The 19,087-nt window shown below is 46.5% G+C and carries 21 protein-coding genes; 10 read left to right on the top strand and 11 right to left on the bottom strand.

Annotated elements, in window-relative coordinates; translation table 11 throughout:
- Positions 1-26 precede the first annotated feature (26 nt).
- The 3 genes from AB0763_RS01950 to rraB form a co-directional block, all read right to left on the bottom strand.
- Complete coding sequence (locus AB0763_RS01950) at positions 27-3,194, bottom strand: HD domain-containing phosphohydrolase (protein ID WP_306102100.1); 3,168 nt, start codon at positions 3,192-3,194, stop codon at positions 27-29.
- 153 nt (positions 3,195-3,347) lie between these two features.
- Complete coding sequence (locus AB0763_RS01945; RefSeq protein WP_306102101.1) at positions 3,348-4,202, bottom strand: hypothetical protein; 855 nt, start codon at positions 4,200-4,202, stop codon at positions 3,348-3,350.
- 122 nt (positions 4,203-4,324) lie between these two features.
- A complete protein-coding gene (rraB, locus tag AB0763_RS01940) occupies positions 4,325-4,741 on the bottom strand; it encodes a ribonuclease E inhibitor RraB (protein WP_306102102.1) in 417 nt (138 codons plus the stop codon).
- 293 nt (positions 4,742-5,034) lie between these two features.
- On the opposite strand from rraB, the gene AB0763_RS01935 reads away from it, so the two are divergent.
- Together AB0763_RS01935 and AB0763_RS01930 are read left to right on the top strand one after the other, a co-directional pair.
- Entirely contained in the window at positions 5,035-6,036 is a 1,002-nt protein-coding gene (locus AB0763_RS01935) for an ornithine carbamoyltransferase (protein WP_306102103.1), read from the top strand.
- Between the two features lie 249 nt (positions 6,037-6,285).
- On the top strand, positions 6,286-6,675 hold the full coding sequence (locus AB0763_RS01930; RefSeq protein ID WP_306102104.1) for a Rid family detoxifying hydrolase: 390 nt from the start codon (positions 6,286-6,288) through the stop codon (positions 6,673-6,675).
- 144 nt (positions 6,676-6,819) lie between these two features.
- On the opposite strand, the gene AB0763_RS01925 is transcribed toward AB0763_RS01930, so the two are convergent.
- From AB0763_RS01925 to mlaF, 8 genes are all read right to left on the bottom strand, one after another.
- Positions 6,820-7,560: a 1-acylglycerol-3-phosphate O-acyltransferase gene (locus AB0763_RS01925; RefSeq protein WP_306102105.1), complete on the bottom strand. Its 741-nt coding sequence runs from the start codon at positions 7,558-7,560 to the stop codon at positions 6,820-6,822.
- A gap of 91 nt (positions 7,561-7,651) precedes the next feature.
- Positions 7,652-8,908 (bottom strand): UDP-N-acetylglucosamine 1-carboxyvinyltransferase, encoded by a 1,257-nt coding sequence (gene murA / locus AB0763_RS01920; RefSeq protein ID WP_306102106.1) that lies wholly within the window; start codon positions 8,906-8,908, stop codon positions 7,652-7,654.
- A 16-nt stretch (positions 8,909-8,924) separates the two neighbouring features.
- Positions 8,925-9,179, bottom strand: a complete 255-nt coding sequence (ibaG, locus tag AB0763_RS01915) for a BolA family iron metabolism protein IbaG (RefSeq protein WP_306102107.1) — start codon at positions 9,177-9,179, stop codon at positions 8,925-8,927.
- A gap of 9 nt (positions 9,180-9,188) precedes the next feature.
- Positions 9,189-9,503, bottom strand: coding sequence for a lipid asymmetry maintenance protein MlaB (locus AB0763_RS01910; protein WP_306102108.1), 315 nt, complete (start codon positions 9,501-9,503; stop codon positions 9,189-9,191).
- A complete protein-coding gene (gene mlaC, locus AB0763_RS01905; RefSeq protein ID WP_306102230.1) occupies positions 9,500-10,126 on the bottom strand; it encodes a phospholipid-binding protein MlaC in 627 nt (208 codons plus the stop codon). Before mlaC ends, AB0763_RS01910 begins: the two co-directional genes overlap by 4 nt.
- 145 nt (positions 10,127-10,271) lie before the next feature.
- The gene (mlaD, locus tag AB0763_RS01900; RefSeq protein WP_306102109.1) at positions 10,272-10,766 is read right to left on the bottom strand and encodes an outer membrane lipid asymmetry maintenance protein MlaD; all 495 of its coding nucleotides are present in this window, start codon (positions 10,764-10,766) and stop codon (positions 10,272-10,274) included.
- 3 nt (positions 10,767-10,769) lie between these two features.
- On the bottom strand, positions 10,770-11,561 hold the full coding sequence (mlaE, locus tag AB0763_RS01895) for a lipid asymmetry maintenance ABC transporter permease subunit MlaE (RefSeq protein ID WP_306102110.1): 792 nt from the start codon (positions 11,559-11,561) through the stop codon (positions 10,770-10,772).
- Positions 11,558-12,355: a phospholipid ABC transporter ATP-binding protein MlaF gene (gene mlaF, locus AB0763_RS01890; protein WP_306102111.1), complete on the bottom strand. Its 798-nt coding sequence runs from the start codon at positions 12,353-12,355 to the stop codon at positions 11,558-11,560. The genes mlaE and mlaF overlap by 4 nt, the downstream gene beginning before the upstream one ends.
- Before the next feature lie 401 nt (positions 12,356-12,756).
- Between mlaF and AB0763_RS01885 the strand changes: the two genes are divergently transcribed.
- From AB0763_RS01885 to hpf, 8 genes are all read left to right on the top strand, one after another.
- Positions 12,757-13,725 carry a calcium/sodium antiporter gene (locus AB0763_RS01885; RefSeq protein ID WP_306102112.1) on the top strand — a complete coding sequence of 323 codons (969 nt, stop codon included), beginning with the start codon at positions 12,757-12,759 and terminating at the stop codon, positions 13,723-13,725.
- 12 nt (positions 13,726-13,737) lie between these two features.
- Entirely contained in the window at positions 13,738-14,709 is a 972-nt protein-coding gene (locus tag AB0763_RS01880) for a KpsF/GutQ family sugar-phosphate isomerase (RefSeq protein ID WP_306102113.1), read from the top strand.
- Positions 14,709-15,266 carry a 3-deoxy-manno-octulosonate-8-phosphatase KdsC gene (gene kdsC / locus AB0763_RS01875; RefSeq protein WP_306102114.1) on the top strand — a complete coding sequence of 186 codons (558 nt, stop codon included), beginning with the start codon at positions 14,709-14,711 and terminating at the stop codon, positions 15,264-15,266. The genes AB0763_RS01880 and kdsC overlap by 1 nt, the downstream gene beginning before the upstream one ends.
- Positions 15,263-15,826, top strand: coding sequence for an LPS export ABC transporter periplasmic protein LptC (gene lptC, locus AB0763_RS01870; protein ID WP_306102115.1), 564 nt, complete (start codon positions 15,263-15,265; stop codon positions 15,824-15,826). The genes kdsC and lptC overlap by 4 nt, the downstream gene beginning before the upstream one ends.
- The gene (lptA, locus tag AB0763_RS01865) at positions 15,807-16,304 is read left to right on the top strand and encodes a lipopolysaccharide transport periplasmic protein LptA (protein WP_306102116.1); all 498 of its coding nucleotides are present in this window, start codon (positions 15,807-15,809) and stop codon (positions 16,302-16,304) included. Before lptC ends, lptA begins: the two co-directional genes overlap by 20 nt.
- A gap of 2 nt (positions 16,305-16,306) precedes the next feature.
- Positions 16,307-17,032 carry an LPS export ABC transporter ATP-binding protein gene (lptB, locus tag AB0763_RS01860; RefSeq protein ID WP_306102117.1) on the top strand — a complete coding sequence of 242 codons (726 nt, stop codon included), beginning with the start codon at positions 16,307-16,309 and terminating at the stop codon, positions 17,030-17,032.
- 275 nt (positions 17,033-17,307) lie between these two features.
- Positions 17,308-18,774: an RNA polymerase factor sigma-54 gene (locus AB0763_RS01855; RefSeq protein ID WP_306102118.1), complete on the top strand. Its 1,467-nt coding sequence runs from the start codon at positions 17,308-17,310 to the stop codon at positions 18,772-18,774.
- A gap of 23 nt (positions 18,775-18,797) precedes the next feature.
- The gene (hpf, locus tag AB0763_RS01850) at positions 18,798-19,085 is read left to right on the top strand and encodes a ribosome hibernation promoting factor (protein ID WP_306102119.1); all 288 of its coding nucleotides are present in this window, start codon (positions 18,798-18,800) and stop codon (positions 19,083-19,085) included.
- Positions 19,086-19,087 lie beyond the last annotated feature (2 nt).

Here is a 19,087-nt window from a genome sequence, read left to right as displayed (position 1 = left end):
ATTGAACTGACTACACGCCCTAACGACTACAGATAAAGCCACTTATCGACGTCATCAATTTGCTCTGGAGATAAAAATCGCTTGGCATAAGCCAAATGAATATCTTCGCGTAACATCAAGGAAAACACATCCTCGTCTAACTGCTTACTCTTGACCATAAAACTCAATATTTGTACCGCTTCACTTAAGGTTTTGGCTTTTTTGTACGGGCGATCGGCGGCGGTTAAGGCTTCAAAAACATCAGCCACCGCCAAGATCCGTGTTTCAATCGACAATGACTCCTTGGTCAATTGTTTTGGGTATCCCGTCCCGATCAAGGTTTCATGATGACCGCCGGCTATTTCTGGAACGCGTTGCAGCTCCGCAGGTAAAGGCAGCGCTTCGAGCATGTTAATGGTTGAAACAATATGCTCATTGATGCGATATCGATCTTCTTCGGTTAGGGTCCCTCGTTCAATGCACAAATTATACAACTCTCCCAAATTGGCTTGATACTCGGGAATGGGCATTTTTATTTCTTTATCTACTCTTTCGCTTGGATGAGTTGACCAGGTAAAAAGATGCTCAGGTTTATCGGCTAGAAGCGGTTCCACACAAGGTAAAGTCGCTTGCGGAAAAGACGCTAATCGCTGTACTTCTAACGGCGATAAACCCAAACGGTCGTCAAAATAGCGCACCCAAGTTTGTTGACCTATCATGTTGAGACGTTGAATATCTTCGCCCGACATGCCTTCCGAGCCGATATTGCACTGCGCGATAAAGGCAAAGTCCTCTTGCAGTTTTTGCTCTCGGCGGGCGAGGTTGACTTTGGCGACTTCGCTATCTACCCCTTGGTCAAGCGCTTGGTAATAGCTTAACTTGGCATCGCGTAACATGACTTCAAAACGCATGCGAACCAAATGAATACGATTGGTAATCGCCTCGAGTTTCGTCCCTTTATCAACGATGTGCTCCGGCGTAGTGACCTTACCGCAATCGTGTAGCCAAGCTGCAATTTCAAACTCGCGTTTTACCTTCTCATCTTCAAAACTAAATGTTTCAAACGCTGGATAGTGATCGTCACTTGCTTTTTCGGCCAGCATCATCGCTAAAATGGGGACGCGTTTGCAATGACCTCCGGTGTAAGGCGATTTTTCATCAATGGCTTGAGCGATGAGCTTAATAAAAGAATCCAATAGCGCTTGTTGATTCGACTCATGCTCTTGGATAGCAGCACACATCTCCAGAGTGGATTCCGATAATTCACGTATTTCACTAATGCGAGTGTTAACCGGCCTCACTTGATCAAATTTACGCATTTGAATATTGCGGCTTTGCTTTGCTAATGCTTTCACGGGCCTGGCAATATAACGAGTGCTATAAGAAACCATGGGAATCAACACCAACAGCACCGCAAACGTGATTGCTAAAGAGGTGTACACTTTTTCCATTTCATCGGCAAACAAGTCATCTGACGGGACGATAAAAGCCAAATACTCTTGCTCACTTGTGCGACCTTGGTTTTCGATATAGATGCTGTAAGTGCCATCCCTCTCATTCACTTGATAGAGTGTATATTGATGGGCTTTAAGCGATTTTGCCCTCTCCAGTAATGAATCAAATGGCAAGTGACCAGCCATGATACGCTGTTTAATCGTGGAATTGGGTTCTTGCCAATTGAGCCAACGCTCTGCCATTGCCTCCTTTTCCCGCTGAGACAAAGCGTCAATGGCCAGGTTTAGGTAAGGAATTAAGGCTTGCTTGTTACGTTGGACATAAAATGACAACCCAACTTTTGGCAATGCGGTCAACTGTGTTTGCCGATACACACTCGCTTGTGAACGGCTGTGGATCTGATGCTCCATCACAGCAACAATATCAATCACCACATCAGCTTGACCTTTTTCTAGCACGCGGTAAGCATCCTGCCCCGACGATACCTCAACAATGTCGGAGTTCGGCCATTGCTGTCGAGCCCACTCAGTGGAGCGCAGTACATTGGCGACGGCAATCTTTTGTCCATTAAGGGATGAAAGCGTCTGGTATTGCTGCCTACCTTTGCGATACACCCCGACATCAAGCCAAACATAAGGCTTACTTTGCCAACGATTCCCCACTTGGGACACTTGGGTACTCACATCAATACCCGATGAACGTTCAATCCACCGTTTAGCTTTTGAGTCATGCCCATTATTAAATTTGATCGGCAAGGTCAATTTACTGGCCAAGCGCTTAAACATATCCACCGCATAACCATTTGGCAGCCCACTCACTTGGTAATCCAGCGGCTGCCAGTCGAGGTGATTAGAAACATTGATGGTTCCTAGCGCCTCTATGTCTTGGACTTGCTCTGCACTCAAGGTTAAGGGCTGTGTGGGATAAGTACTTTGTCTTTTCGTGCGTTTTAATGAGTTTGCACTGATCTGACCTTGTTGATTGAAAATTAAAGCGACTTCATTGTTAAATTGATTGTGTTTGTCGAGGTAGCCCGATAGCGCACTGATGGAAATATCCATACCAACGACATTGCGACTGCCCTCAATGCGCTTGGCATAAGTCATCCCATTCAGCTGTAAGTCGTAAAATAAGTAAGGTTTGGTTTTAATTATCTGGTCGGTTTTGTAGGCGCCTTGATACCAAGGACGAAGCGTCGCACGATAAGAGCTTGGCTGTTCATCGTGCGAAAGCAAATTAAAGTCCGCATCTAAAAACGCATTTTCTCTGATCCGCTGCCCATGGTGTTCAAAGATACAAACGACTAACCAACGCGTCTTTTCACTCACTTGATAACGCGTCCTCAACGTCGGGTCGTGTTCCAAGTTGACCATTTGAAATAAATCGCCATTACCGTAACCCACGTACAGACTGTAGATGTGGGCATTTTTTTCCATCATTTTCGCCAGTAACTGACTGACCTCGTGCTCATCATTGCGATTGTCATCATCATGGCTATCGAGGTGAATACGTCGCACTTCGGGAAACTGTGCAATCAGATCAACCAAGGTTCGGTTGCGATGATCAAAATCATCGAGCCAATCGTTGGCAGATTGAGCGCTATTGTTAAACAAGGTGATCGCTGACTGCTTGGCATTTTCTTGCCCGAAATAATATTGCAGCGAGAGAGAGATGATGATGGAAAAGCTGGTCACCAAAAGAAAAAGCGTGGTAACTGTTAAGCGAATGCTGAGCTTCACATTCCAAAACCGTTTAAGCATTAATGAGTATCGTCCTATTTTTATTCTTTTATAACAATAGTCTACTAATGGCACAAATCAAGCTTGTGACCTAGAATTAATCCCGAGAAAAGACGCCGGTGATTAAACACATTACCAACGAATCTATGCTTAAAAAACAGCGACTCACGTTGACTAAGACTCCCCCAAGCGGAAAACGCGACGCTCTGCGTCTTTAACTAATGTGACAAAGGCTTCAAAATGCTGACCATCTAAATCAACGGCAAAGGGGTACGTCGCATCTTCAATGCTTGTATTATGCGCTGCCACTTGACGTGGCGCATCGAGGTGAAAAATGGCGCTGACTGTGCCACTTCGCACATCAACCGGAAGGCAATAGCTCATGGCACCAAAGCGAATGTGCGCAGTGTGTAATTGCATGCCGATTTCGGTCGCCGAAAACTGAACTTGAATTTTCACTTCGCAGCCTAAGCCGTGGTGCCAAATTTGTTCAACGCTAATTTGGTTGAGGTGTAATTGATGACTGCAATTGAGATAAGGTGCCAACCACATCCCTTTGAGATAGAGAGATTTGTATTGGTTAGGTTCACATTCATCTGTTACTGGCACCTTTTGTTGAGGTTCACGTTGACTGTCTATCTCATGATCCCCAAACCAAACGTCTTCATCGTCGGGCTCAACAAACAAAATTTCCAGCCGGTTATTCCCCAAGTGTAGTGCTTGGTAAATTTCTTTTCTGACTTCAGGCACCCCTACCGGGTAATCAAATAATGCCATACCGTTTAAACGCACTTCTACTGGGTAATCAATGCCACCCAAAACGAGCTCAACGGAAGAAAAACGCGTCAATAGCGCTTCGTCGACGGTAAAGTCACGACTCAGATACCACTCACATTGCTCGAGTTGCTGCGCAGTGACGGTTTCTGGCAAGACATTCACAAAGGTATTGGGAAAATCCACCTCCACTCTGGGCATAACCGTGTCGCCTATCGCCTCTAATTGCCATGAGGTGGCCAGAGAATACTGCATTGCCTTTACTGCCTTTATTGGTTACACGTGATCACATTAAAGCGATTATGCCAATTCACCGACATAAAAAAAGCCAAGTGGATCACTTGGCTTTCAATTTGTGCGGGTGACAACCAGAATCATTACTCGTCTTCGTCGAGATCCTCGTCGTCGTACAAGGCATCTTCACCTTCGTAGTAGGTTCCCCACCCATCGTAGATGATGTCGTATTTTTCAGCCAGATGGATCAACTTTTCAACTTGCTGATCGATCACTTCTGGATCTAATTTCGACTCCATGGTCGCATCACAACAAAGCAGCTTGTTGCCGTCTTCGTCTTCAGTTTCTTCCGCTTCGAGTACTTCAAACCCCATTTTAAACGCTTCTACTACGGCTTTTTCTAGACGTTCAAAGTCTTCTGCAAAAAGATGATGTTCGATTTCATACAGAGAATCGGGTTCGCTGCCGTCCTCAAGTAAGGCTGCGATGATTTCGCGAGTCTCTTCTTTTTGAATTTCAATAAGGGCTTCAACGGATAGATATTCATCTTCTTGAGACATGGGCTCAACTCCAAAATGATCAAGGTGGGAAGAAAAAAATACGACAGCGAATATGGCATGATTCACAGAAAAATACCACCTGAACAATGCGAGGATCTTCGTTTTCAGTTTGATTCCTGCCAAGAAGAGCGCGACATCGCCCCTATTTTGCTATCTTGTGAAGATCAAAAATGATCACTGTGTCCACACTCTGCCGAAATCACCAAAGATTTCCATCAAATAATAAAATAATTATTCACAAAATGAGCATTTATATGTTTAACTAGACACAGAAGATTAATAAGGATTTTACTATGGCTTTTAATTTGCGTAACCGCCACTTTCTAAAGTTACTCGACTTTAGTGCAAAAGAAATACAATTTTTACTCGATTTGGCCGCCGAGCTAAAACGAGCGAAGTACGCCGGATCCGAGCAACCCAAGTTAAAGGGAAAAAACATTGCTTTGATCTTTGAAAAAACCTCGACTCGTACGCGCTGCGCCTTTGAAGTTGCCGCGTTTGATCAAGGCGCTCAGGTGACATACCTAGGCCCAAGTGGATCGCAAATCGGTCATAAAGAATCGATGAAAGACACCGCTCGAGTACTGGGTCGGATGTACGATGGGATCGAGTACCGCGGTTATGGACAAGACATTGTTGAAACCCTCGCAGAATATGCCGGTGTCCCCGTATGGAACGGCCTGACTGATGAGTTTCACCCGACCCAAATCTTGGCAGATTTTTTAACCATGCTCGAACACGGCCAAGGCAAACCACTCAACCAGATTAGCTTTGCTTACTTAGGTGATGCTCGCAATAACATGGGCAACTCTTTGATGGTCGGCGCCGCCAAAATGGGCATGGATATTCGCCTCGTTGCGCCAAAAGCGTTTTGGCCAGAAGAAAACTTAGTTGCCGAGTGCCAAGCGATAGCAGAACAAAGCGGCGCCAACATCACCCTCACTGAAGATATCGAGCAAGGTGTCTCTGGATGTGACTTCCTCTATACTGATGTTTGGGTCTCTATGGGCGAAGATGAAGCCGCTTGGGACGAGCGCGTCGCTTTGATGAAGCCGTATCAGATTAACCAAAATGTCATCGAACTCACTGGTAATCCGCAAGTGAAATTTATGCACTGTTTACCCGCTTTTCACAATGATGAAACCACCCTTGGTAAAGAAGTCGCTGAGAAATACGGCATGAAAGGCTTAGAAGTCACTGAAGAAGTGTTTGAATCAAAACACTCCATTGTGTTTGATGAAGCCGAAAACCGCATGCACACCATTAAGGCCGTGATGGTGGCAACGCTGGCGTAAATCCCCCTATGACGACAGGAGACAGTGAAACACAGTGTGGGGTAGTAAGACACACTAACAAGATCGTTGCGCTCCAAGTGGCAAGGGAAACACAGTGCTTAAGCGAACCGGACTATTTCAAACTGCCCTACACGGCTTTAAGTGAAGCGGACTCTTGAACTGTGTTAAACGGACATACATTCCTTGCACCCCCTACTTACCTAGGGCACACTAACTCGGTCACATAAACAAAACGGAAGAAACACAACAATGACAAAAGTACTACACACCGACGCCGCACCAGCGGCCATTGGCCCTTATGTACAAGGCGTCGACTTAGGTAACATGGTCATGACCTCTGGCCAAATTCCTGTCAACCCAGAGACCGGTGATGTGCCAGCGGATATACAAGCTCAAGCGCGCCAATCTCTTGAAAATGTAAAAGCCGTTGTTGCCGCCTCAGGATTAGAAGTCAAAGACATTGTCAAAATGACGGTCTTTGTCAAAGACCTCAATGATTTTGCTGCTGTCAACCAAGTGTACGGTGAATTCTTTGACGAGCACCAAGTTGCGAATTATCCGGCTCGCTCTTGTGTCGAAGTCGCGCGTTTGCCTAAAGATGTTGGCATTGAGATTGAAGCGATCGCAATCCGCAGTTAATTGCCTGAGTTCAATCGCTTGACCAAGCTAAAAAGCCGCCTCATTGTCGATATCAATGAGGCGGCTTTTGTTTAAATTATGACCGAGCTTTTACTCGCTAAGACAACCAACTAATAACTCAAATCACGACGCTTAGCGAGATGCTTATTGTATCCCTTGCGCTTGATTGCGTTCTTTTACTTCGCTGTCTAGTTGCTCGAGCTTCTCTTTCATTAAATCACGGCAGTGGGTCGCCAATTTGCGAACCTCTTCTTTGCTGTAATCTTGTGTTTCCACCACTGGCAACATTTCAACAATAATGTGGCCATTATTCCAACGGTTGAGCTTCAAATGACCGGTTGAACTACACACAATAGGCGCAATGGGAACCTCTGCACCAATGGCGGCATGAAAAGCACCGGTTTTAAACGGCAATAAACCGCGACCACGAGAACGCGTCCCCTCCGGGAACATCCAAACCGACACATCGCTTTCTTTTATGCTTTTTACCACTTGATCAATCGTGCCTTTCGCTTTGGCTTTATTGGCACGATCAATCAAAATATTGCCTGTTAACCAATAGATTTGCCCAAACAAAGGCAACCAGGCCAAACTCTTTTTACCCACCGTGACGACTTTGGGCGTGACGGCAGCAGAGACGGTAACCATATCCCAGTTGCTCTGATGGTTCGCAATATAAACGTGTTGACCGCGCTGGTAGGCATTTTCAGGTAAACGCAGTTCTAACTTAATGCCAAATACCGGGGCGAGGAACTTAGAAAACAAACGGCCAATGGTAAACACGTGTTTCGGGTTACGCGGGCTTAACAAACAATAACCACAGCCGAATACAAACATCAACAGTGAAAAAATAAACACGGCAATTAGTCTTACCAATGCAATCATGTGTGACTCCAAATAAAGGGTTCAATCAAAGAAAAAAGTCGAAACCCGCAGATTTCGACCTTGATTCTGATATTTTAATCGTCAACGTAGGCTAACTCAATCGCTCGATGTTCGCCCCAAGGGCAGTGAGTTTATTCTCAATTTTTTCGTAGCCTCGGTCGATGTGATAAATGCGATCGACCACCGTTTCGCCTTTGGCAATACAACCCGCGATAACCAAGCTTGCCGAGGCGCGTAAATCTGTCGCCATCACCGGCGCACCACTCAAGCGTTCAACATCACCACAAATGACCGTATTGCCTTCAACTTTGGCTTTTGCGCCCATACGAATTAACTCTGGGACGTGCATGAAGCGGTTCTCAAAAATCGTTTCAGTGATCACGCCGCCACCTTTGGCCATCATGTTGAGCAAAGTAAACTGCGCTTGCATATCGGTTGGGAAACCTGGATGCGGCGCGGTGCGAATATTCACGGCTTTCAGCTCGCGTCCAGTCATATCTAAGCTGATCCAATCGTCACCACTGTCAATCGCAGCGCCGGCTTCTTCTAACTTAGCCAACACGGCTTCAAGCAGATGCGCAGACGTGTTCCGGCAGACAATTTTGCCCCCAGACACGGCAGCAGCGACCAAGAAAGTTCCCGTTTCAATACGGTCGGCCACGACACGGTGACGTCCACCACCTAAACGTTCAACCCCTTCAATGGTGATAGTATCGGTACCGGCACCAGAGATTTTCGCCCCCATCTGGCTTAAAAAGGCAGCAGTATCAACAATTTCTGGCTCGCGAGCCGCATTGTCGAGTACGGTGGTACCTTCGGCCAATGTTGCCGCACACATGATGGTAATCGTCGCGCCAACACTGACTTTGTCCATGACAATATGAGCGCCTTTCAGACGGCCATCGACTTCTGCTTTTACATAGCCTTCTTCTAGTGTGATCGTCGCACCGAGTTGTTCAAGACCCGAGATATGTAAATCAACAGGACGTGCACCAATGGTACAGCCGCCTGGCAAAGAAACTTGGCCACGACCAAAACGCGCGACCAAAGGACCCAACGCCCAAATAGACGCACGCATGGTTTTCACCAAGTCGTAAGGTGCACAAAATTGATCGATGCAACTAGGATCAACATGGACACTGCCATTGCGCTCAACTTTAGCACCGAGTTTGCGCAATAGTGCCATGGTGGAATCAATGTCGCGCAAATGAGGTACATTATCGACCTGAACCGGCTCTTCGGCCAAAATAGAAGCAAACAAAATCGGCAGTGCCGCATTTTTTGCCCCAGAAATATTGACTTCACCCGAAAGTGGTTGGTCAGAGCCAATGACTCGAAACTTATCCATTGCCTTCACCCTTTTATTAAAGCGACATCAATTTTTTATCGCGAGCCCATTCTTCAGGGGTATAGGCTTTAATTGATACCGCGTGAATGTCGTTGCGCGCAATTTGCTCGGTCAATGGGCCGTAGATCATTTGTTGTTTCTTCACTCGGCTCATGCCATCGAAACAATTATCGACCGCAATGACTTCAAAATGGCTGCCTTCACCTTTGACATGCAATTCTTCTAATTGCAGTGCGGCTTCTAGGATGGCTTTAACTTCTGTGCTTTCCACTTTTTACCTCTAATTCTGTTGAATATGTTCAGCAGTCACGCCATCGGCATTGCTCAACTCAAGCAATGTCTTTAGTTGTGGCGGTATAAAGCTGAACATTATATGACACTTTTGCTGTTTTGCATGCTTTATTACGTGAATCAACAACGCCATTGCTGCAGAGTCGACGCGTGTCACGGCTTTTAACGAACACTGAACCGTGCCGGCCGCAAAGGGCTGAGCTTGTAAATCACGCCAAAGCGATGGCACATGCTCTCGGTCTAAGTGACCACTGAGCAACAAAACATCATCGCCTTGCCATTGAAATTGCGCGTCATCGCTCATGATTTGTCACCAAAAGTGATCGGCTGCTTCGCCAAAGACTCAAGCTCTTTAGCGACATTGACAATGCCTTCCTGACGAATTTTTCCTTCCCACTCTGAGCGTTTACTCGACAGCAAACTGATGCCCTCAGCAACCATATCATAAGCTTGCCACTCATCCGTTTTGCTGTCCTTGCGCAATTGGAAAGCGAGATTAATATCAGGCTGCGGCGCATCAACAATACTGACCTTAACCGTGGTGATACGCTGATCCGCATCAAGGCTTGGGGCAGGCCCGAACTTAATTTCTTGATCTTGGTACTCTGTCAGGACCTGAGCATACGACGTCACTAAATATTCGCGAAAGGCTTTGATGAAGGTATAAACATCTTCACGCTCAGCGCCGCGCAGGTTTTTACCAAGCAGTTTCAGTGCCGCGTATTGGTAATTAACATAAGGCATCAACTCCTCGTTAACGACCGTTTTAAGGTAGTTGGGATCTTGCTTAATTTTACCTTGTTCGTTCTTCAAGCGCTTAAACGTATGATCCGCGACTTGCTTCATCATCGCGTAAGGATCCGTTTTGTCGATCTGGCTAGTATCGGCGTGGGCGGTATTGCCTAGCAAACATGCCGCGCCAATCATCACAGTGGCTAAAGAAGCCCAAATTCGCTTTAACATTAGATTGTCCTCACATTATTAACATCGCAATGGCCCAAGGCACCATGGCACTGCGCCTATTTTGTTTGTTACTGCTCACTTTTTAAGATCAGACTGATTGACTGGCTCTCTATTCGTTTGAATCTTTGTCACCCGAACCACCGGTGCGGTATAAGAATTGGCCGATGAGATCTTCAAGTACCAAGGCAGACTTAGTATCTTCTATCGTTGTGCCATCGGTTAGCAATTCGCTTTCATCACCAAAGACAAAACCGGGTACCAAGCCAATGTACTGTTCACCGATCAACCCTGAGGTCAAAATTTTCACACTTGAGTTGGCCGGAAATTCATTGTATTGACTGTCAATCGCCATCACGACTTTGGGCGATTGTGTTTTTGGATCCAGTGAGATCTGTTCGACTCGTCCGACAACCACACCGCCCACTTTCACAGGAGCCCTGACTTTTAAATTGCCAATATTGTCAAATTTAGCCTGTACTTGATAAGTATCACCGCGACCAATTCCCTTCACGTCAGCGACTTGAAAAATCATGACCAAGATTGCGCAAACCCCGGCAAGAACAAAAGCGCCGACCCATAATTCAATTTTTTTCGTTTGTTGCATGATTTAATTCCCAAACATAAGTGCGGTTAACACGAAATCTAATCCCAGTACCGCTAAAGAAGCATGAACCACGGTACGCGTGGTTGCTCGACTGATCCCTTCTGACGTTGGGATCGCATCATAACCATTGAATAACGCTATCCAAGTCACCGTGATAGCAAACACAAAACATTTGATCAAACTGTTGACGATATCGTGCGACAAGGTCACCGAAGATTGCATCGCCGCCCAGAAGCTGCCACTGTCGATGCCTTTCCACTCAACACCGACTAACTGACCACCCCAAATGCCAACCGCCATAAAAATCATCGCCAATAACGGCATTGAGATAATTCCTGCCCAAAGACGAGGCGCGATGACGCGTTTCACCGGGTCAATCGCCATCATTTCAAGACTCGAGAGCTGCTCGGTCGCCTTCATAAGACCGATTTCGGCGGTCAACGCCGACCCCGCTCGACCGGCAAACAGCAACGCCGTTACCACAGGCCCAAGCTCTCGCAACAGCGACAATGCCACCATTTGCCCTAAGCTGCCTTCTGCGCCATAGTCAACCAAGATGACATACCCTTGCAGGCTCAATACCATACCAATAAACAAGCCAGAAACGACAATAATAGCCAATGACTGGACACCAACATGATAGAGTTGACGGATCAAAAGCGGGGCATTTTTAATCGGCTGTGGGCGGCTCATGACAGCATGAGACAAAAGTAAACTGGCTTTGCCCCAAGACTGACACAGCGCTAATGTGCGTTGGCCAATTTTTTGTAATTGAGAAGTGATCATATCCATCATAGTTGTAAATCCTGTGCCATTGCGTTGGCCGGGTATTGAAATGGCACAGGACCGTCAGCATCACCGCAAAGAAACTGCTGTACCCGAGGATCACTGTGCTCGCGCAACTCTTGTGGGGTACCGTGAGCGATGATTTTACCGCCAGCAAGAATGTAAGCAAAGTCGGCAATGCTCATGACTTCAGGCACATCGTGCGACACCACAATCGAGGTCATCCCCAAAGCTTGGTTAAGCTGGCCTATTAAGGTTACCAGCACCCCCATGGTGATTGGGTCCTGACCAACAAAAGGTTCATCGTACATGACAAGATCAGGATCAAGAGCAATCGCACGAGCAAGGGCAGCACGCCTTGCCATCCCACCGGACAGCTCACTGGGCATCAACTGCGCAGCACCGCGAAGACCGACGGCTTCAAGTTTCAGCAACACCAAAGTGCGAATCATTTCTTCATCAAGCTCTGTGTGCTCGCGGAGCGGAAAAGCCACATTGTCAAACACCGTCATATCGGTAAATAGCGCACCGGATTGAAAGAGCATGCTCATTTTTTTACGCACTTGATATAACTTTTGACGAGAAAGTGTGGGAATATTGTCACCATCGAAGTCTATCGTGCCGCTTTCCGGCGCGATCTGACCGCCAATCAAACGCAACAGAGTCGTTTTACCGATTCCCGATGGGCCCATAATGGCGGTGACTTTACCCTGAGGTACACAAAGGTCAATATCATCAAAGATCTTTCTCTCTCCGCGTGAGAACGTCAAACCCTTAATGGTCACGAGGTCATGTGTCGACATGGTTTTCCTTCTTGTATGCCTACGGCATTGTCATCAATAGACAGAATCAATGAAAGTGACATCATAAGCAGTCTATTTACAAATTAAAAGCACTGTTCAATTAATTGACCCGAGCCCGACAAGAAAATTCCCTCTTGTTTACTTTTCTATTGATAACATCACCACTTTGTTCACATCACAGCAAACGCCGCCCAAAGCCAATAACAATGAGCCATCCAAGTTAGCTAAGCTCAGAGTCCACGACTTTGATACCCCATTCACCGACGGAACAAGGGTCTAATACAAGGTAAAAAATTCATTTCTATTTACTAATTTCTTTACACTTTAACTTCCATTTTGCATGGCAAACGTTCAAAATTGTCGGCTCATTGTCACCATCCACCAATTTATTAGGGATTGTCATGCTTGCAGCCATTGCGCTACTTATTCTTGGTCTTGTTCTTCTCGTATGGAGTGCGGATAAACTGGTCTTTGGCTCTGCCGCCATTGCCCGAAACTTCGGCGTTCCTCCTTTAATTATCGGTATGACAATTATTGCGATGGGATCGTCTGCACCAGAAATGATGGTCTCAGCCACCGCGGCACTCGATGGCCACACCGATACTGCGGTCGGCAATGTCTTGGGCTCAAACATTGCAAATATTGCGTTAATTCTCGGCATCACTGCAATGGTCAAACCCTTGGCAATTAGCTCAGGTGTTTTGCGCCGCGAAATTCCTTTAATGCTCGGCGTTACTGTGATTGCCGGCTTAATTTTGTGGGATGATTACCTCGGTTTCTACGAAGGGGCGTTGTTATTCGTCCTCTTTGTCCTCTTTTTGGCGGTTATGTTAATCATCACTCGCAAAGCGAAAAATGGTGAGCCAGATAACTTCGTCAATGACCAAGAATCGGAAGTACCCGATGGTGTGTCCAACGGCAAAGCGGCGCTGTGGTTAATCGTCGGCCTAGTACTTTTACCGATTTCTGCCAGTTTACTCGTCGATAACGCGGTATTTATCGCGCGCTACTTTGGCATGAGTGATTTAGTGATTGGTTTAACCATCATTGCCATTGGCACCAGCTTACCTGAATTAGCCGCTTCACTGGCAGGGGTACTCAAAGGCGAAGATGACATGGCAGTCGGAAATATCATTGGCTCGAACGTCTTTAACATTTTGGCCGTCATGGGTATTCCAGGTTTGTTGCACCCCTCTTTCATCAGTGAATTGGCCATGAATCGAGATTTTTGGGTCGTATTAGGACTATCACTCCTGCTCGCGGTCATGGCTTTGGGTAAATCACGCAGCATTAACCGTATTGAAGGCACTGTTTTACTCTTGTGCTTTGTGGTCTATGAAGGCTATTTATTTATGAATATGTCGGCGTAAGCGGAGGTTTTTATGGCGACAAGCTTTGATTATTGCGCCGCAGCGAAGCGAGTACTCGCAATTGAAATCGCTGGATTAGAAGGACTTTCACCCTATTTTAACCAAGACTTTGATAAAGTCTGTCAACGCTTAATCCATCACCGCGGTAAAGTCGTGGTGATGGGAATGGGGAAATCAGGGCACATCGGCAAAAAATTAGCGGCGACGTTTGCCAGTACAGGGACATCATCGTTTTTTGTCCACCCTGGTGAAGCGGCACACGGTGATTTAGGCATGATCGATCGCGGCGATATCGTTCTGGCGATTTCCAACTCAGGTGAGTCCGGTGAAATTTTGAGTCTCTATCCTGTACTCAAACGGCGCGCGATTGAAATTATCGCGATGACCGGAAACCCGCAATCGAATATGGCAACGTTGGCTGAATATCATTTGCAAGCCACGGTTGCCGAAGAAGCGTGCCCTTTGGGTCTTGCGCCGACATCAAGCACGACTGCAACCTTGGTGATGGGGGATGCCTTGGCCATCGCGCTATTACAAGCGCGTGGTTTTACCAAAGAAGACTTTGCCCTCTCTCACCCCGGTGGTGCGTTGGGGAGAAAATTGCTGCTCAAGTTGTCTGACATTATGCACAGTGGCGAACGCCTACCCCAAGTCAGCCCACAGGCATTGATTCGCGACGCGCTGCTGGAAATTTCGCGCAAGGGACTGGGAATGACCGCAATTGTCGACCAAGACCAACACCTTCTCGGCATTTTTACCGATGGTGATTTGCGCCGTATTCTTGACAAACGGGTCGATATTCACAGCACCGCGATTGGCGAAGTCATGACCCCAAAACCGACGACCTGCTCTCCAGACAAATTGGCGGTAGAAGGGCTTAACATTATGCAGAACAAAAAAATTAACGGCTTATTGCTATGTGAACAAGGCCGCTTGGTCGGCGCACTCAATATGCACGATTTGCTCAAAGCAGGAGTGATGTAATGACGCACAGTGTCGAAACCTTATACGGCCCGGTAAACCCTGATCTCTTCGCCGTCGCCCGTGATCTAAAACTGCTCATTTGCGATGTGGATGGCGTATTTTCTGACGGATTGATCTATATGGGTAATCAAGGTGAAGAACTCAAGACGTTTCATACCCGCGATGGCTACGGCGTCAAGGCGTTAATGAATGCAGGAGTCAAAGTGGCAATTATCACTGGGCGCCGCTCGCAGATCGTCAGCTCGCGAATGAAAGCGCTTGGCATAGAACTTATCTATCAAGGCCAAGATGACAAACTCACCGCGTATGCCGATATTTGCCTTCAGCTTGAGATTGCCCCTGAGCACACTGGCTATATCGGGGATGACCTGATTGATTGGCCCGTAATGGATAAAGTTGCCTTAAAAGTTTGCGTTGCTGACGGTCATCCGTTGTTGCGTCAACGCGCCAATTACGTCACTCAAATTCGCGGCGGTCATGGCGCGGTACGCGAAGTGTGTGACTTGATACTCCAAGCCCGTGGCGAGCTCGAAATGCACAAAGGGTTGAGCATATGACACTCAGCCGTCCGGTGATTATTTTTTTGGTGTTCATCGCGTCATGGTCAGCGTATTACCTAATGGATCGGCATCAAGATCAAGCTTTACAAGTCGACCCAGATACCGAGCTGCCCATGTTTAGCGGTGAGAGCCTAAACAATATCAGCTACAATCAAGAGGGTGAGCGCAGTTATGCCATCTCCTCGAGCCACCTTGATCACTACGCAGAAAGCGGTGATACCATTTTTGACGCGCCGAGCTTATCCGTCTATCGCGACGGAAAAACCATTGAATGGACCGTCACCGCCAAGCGCGCCGTGTTAGATGAAGAGCACGTGTTAACGCTCTATGATAATGTGCAGTTAAAAAATTTGCTGCCAGGAGCCAGTTTTGACACGTTAAAAACCCAATCAATTGAAATTGATTTAACCAGTAAAGATTTTCATGCCGATCATGAAGTCACCCTCTACGGACCACAGTTCAATACGACGAGTGGCGCGATGAAAGGAAACTTCAAAGATAACCAAGCAACACTTTACAATAAAGTACAAGGTCACTATGAAACCATTAATCCTTAGTATTTTGGCGTTGATTTTCACCGCCCCCGCTGCCCTAGCATTAGAAACAGATACCGCACAGCCGGTCTACATTGACTCTGACAGTCAACAGCTCGACATGAAGAGCAACAAGGTGACGTTTGTTGGCAATGTGTCACTCAAACAAGGCAGTATCAATATTACCGCAGATACCCTGAGCGTCACTCGTGACGAGCAAGGCCAAGACATCAAAATGATCCAAGCCACGGGAAAACCGGCCAAGTTTTCTCAGTTACTCGACGATGGCCGTACCATTAAAGGTCAAGCCAATGATCTTCAGTACATGCTGTCCACCGATCAATTAACCATGACAGGGAAAGCGCAATTGGCTCAAGATGGCAACTTGATCCAAGGCTCTAGTATCAAATACCAAATTGCCCAACAAAAACTCATGGCCGATGGCTCAGAACAAGAGCGCGTCACAACGGTATTGCAACCCAGTCAAATAAAGAGTAAGTAATCATGGCCACTCTCAGCGCAAAAAATCTCGCCAAGAGTTACAAAAAGCGAAAAGTTGTCACTGACGTCAGCTTAGAAGTGCAATCTGGACAAATAGTCGGTCTGCTTGGCCCAAACGGGGCGGGTAAAACCACGTCTTTCTACATGATTGTTGGCTTGGTTCCCCGCGATGAAGGCTCCATTAAGATTGACGATCAGGACATCAGTATTTTACCCATGCACAGCCGATCTCGACTCGGTATTGGGTATTTACCACAAGAAGCCTCGATCTTTCGCAAATTATCCGTTGAAGACAACATCATGGCTGTGTTACAGACCCGTAATGAATTGTCTCGTGAGCAACGCCAAGACCGACTCGAAGACCTACTCGAAGAATTTCACATCACTCACATTCGAAAAAGTGCCGGTATGGCGCTGTCGGGTGGAGAACGTCGTCGCGTTGAAATTGCTCGAGCTTTAGCCGCCAATCCACAGTTTATTTTGCTCGACGAACCGTTTGCCGGTGTCGACCCAATCTCAGTCATCGATATCAAAAAAATCATCGAGCACCTAAGAGATCGTGGACTTGGAGTCTTGATCACCGATCACAACGTGCGAGAAACACTTGATGTGTGTGAAAAAGCGTATATTGTCAGTAAAGGGCACTTAATTGCCGAAGGAACACCTGACGACGTCCTCAATAATCAAGAGGTCAAAAAAGTCTACTTAGGCGAGCAGTTTAAGCTTTAAAGCACAGCTTCTACGCCGCGCCAGTGATAAATCATTTCGTCACTGGCCATTTCCGTCTATGATAGACTGAACTATCAGTCACTTTGTGTATCCATTCACCAGCAGACTGATATAAAATCAAGGAAGAAGAGTGACAAGAAAATCATTGATACGTCATACTGTTTGATGATGACGAGCGAAATGGTTGCCAAGCCTTATGGTAACAATCCTATGGTGGCCATTTTTCTACAATGTTTCTCATAATTAATCGCTCCAAAAAAGGTAAGACAGACGGGATGAAACCTTCACTACAGCTCAAATTTGGTCAGCAGTTGGCCATGACGCCACAACTACAACAAGCCATTCGTTTGTTGCAGCTTTCTACGCTCGATTTACAACAAGAAATTCAAGAAGCGCTCGACTCTAACCCTTTGCTTGAAGTGGAAGAAAGTCAATCGGAAGACGTCAACAGCAGTGAAGACAGCAAGCGCAATGACCAAGACGAATCACGCCAAGACGACAGCGCGGAGTTAGATATCGCCGACAGCTCCGCTCAAATCGAAAAATCAGAACTGAGCAACGAATTAGAAATCGACACCACTTGGGACGATGTTTACAGCGCCAATACGGGCAATACCGGAATCGCCGTAGACGATGACATGCCCGTCTACCAAGGGGAAACCACGGAAAGTCTCTATGACTATTTGATGTGGCAACTCGATTTAACCCCTTTTAGCGAAACCGACCGTACGATAGCCCTCGCCATCATCGATGCCGTTGATCATTACGGTTACCTCACACTGAGCCCAGAAGAAATTTTAGACAGCTTTGACAGTGATGAAATCGAACTTGATGAAATTGAAGCCGTTCGCAAACGCATCCAGCGCTTTGATCCCCTCGGTGTCGCCTCGGTCAATTTGCAAGATTGCCTATTGCTACAGCTATCAACGTTTCCTGAAAACACACCTTGGCTCACACAAGCGCGACAAGTATTGACTCATCACATTGATCAATTAGGCAATCGCGACTACAAATTAATTATGAAAGAGACCAAGCTCAAAGAAGAAGACTTGCGTCAAATTCTCTCTTTGATTCAACAGCTTGATCCAAGACCAGGCAGTAAGATAACGCCGGATGAAACCGAGTATGTCATTCCCGATGTCTCTGTCTACAAACACAATGGAAAATGGACAGTGTCGATCAACCCCGACAGTGTGCCCAAGTTAAAGGTCAACCAGCAATACGCGAGTATGAGTAAAGGCAACAGCGCCGATAGCCAATACATTCGCAGTAATATGCAAGAAGCGAAATGGTTGATCAAAAGTTTAGAAAGCCGCAATGAGACCTTACTCAAAGTTGCTCGTTGTATTGTCGAGCATCAATACGACTTTTTTGAGTATGGAGAAGAAGCAATGAAGCCCATGGTTCTCAATGACGTGGCGCTAACGGTCGATATGCACGAATCGACAATTTCTCGTGTTACGACCCAAAAGTTTATGCATACCCCTAGGGGTATTTTTGAGTTGAAGTATTTCTTTTCTAGCCATGTGAGTACGGACAACGGCGGTGAGTGTTCATCAACCGCCATCCGAGCGCTAATCAAGAAACTCGTGGCCGCGGAAAACACTGCTAAGCCATTGAGTGATAGTAAGATTGCGACTTTACTGGCCGAGCAAGGCATCAAGGTTGCGCGCCGTACCATAGCCAAGTACCGCGAATCCTTGGGTATTGCTCCGTCTAGTCAGCGCAAACGCCTACTGTAACTAAGCCGAAAGAAGGACTGTCTATGCAAATTAACATCCAAGGACATCACGTTGACCTGACCGATTCAATGCAAGACTATGTAAACTCGAAATTTGAGAAGCTAGAGCGTTTTTTTGAACAAATAAACAACGTTCAGGTGGTATTGAAGGTTGAAAAAATTCATCAGATAGCGGAAGCTACGCTTCACGTAAATCAGGGTGAAATTCACGCATCAGCCGACAGTGATAACATGTATGCTGCCATCGACTCTCTCGTGGATAAACTGGTTAGACAGTTAAACAAGCACAAAGAAAAGCTAAATAGCCATTAAGT

Source organism: Vibrio sp. HB236076, from assembly GCF_040957575.1.
Classification (GTDB): domain Bacteria; phylum Pseudomonadota; class Gammaproteobacteria; order Enterobacterales; family Vibrionaceae; genus Vibrio.
Note: the sequence above shows the minus strand (reverse complement) of the source record. Positions and strands in the feature narration are given on the sequence as shown.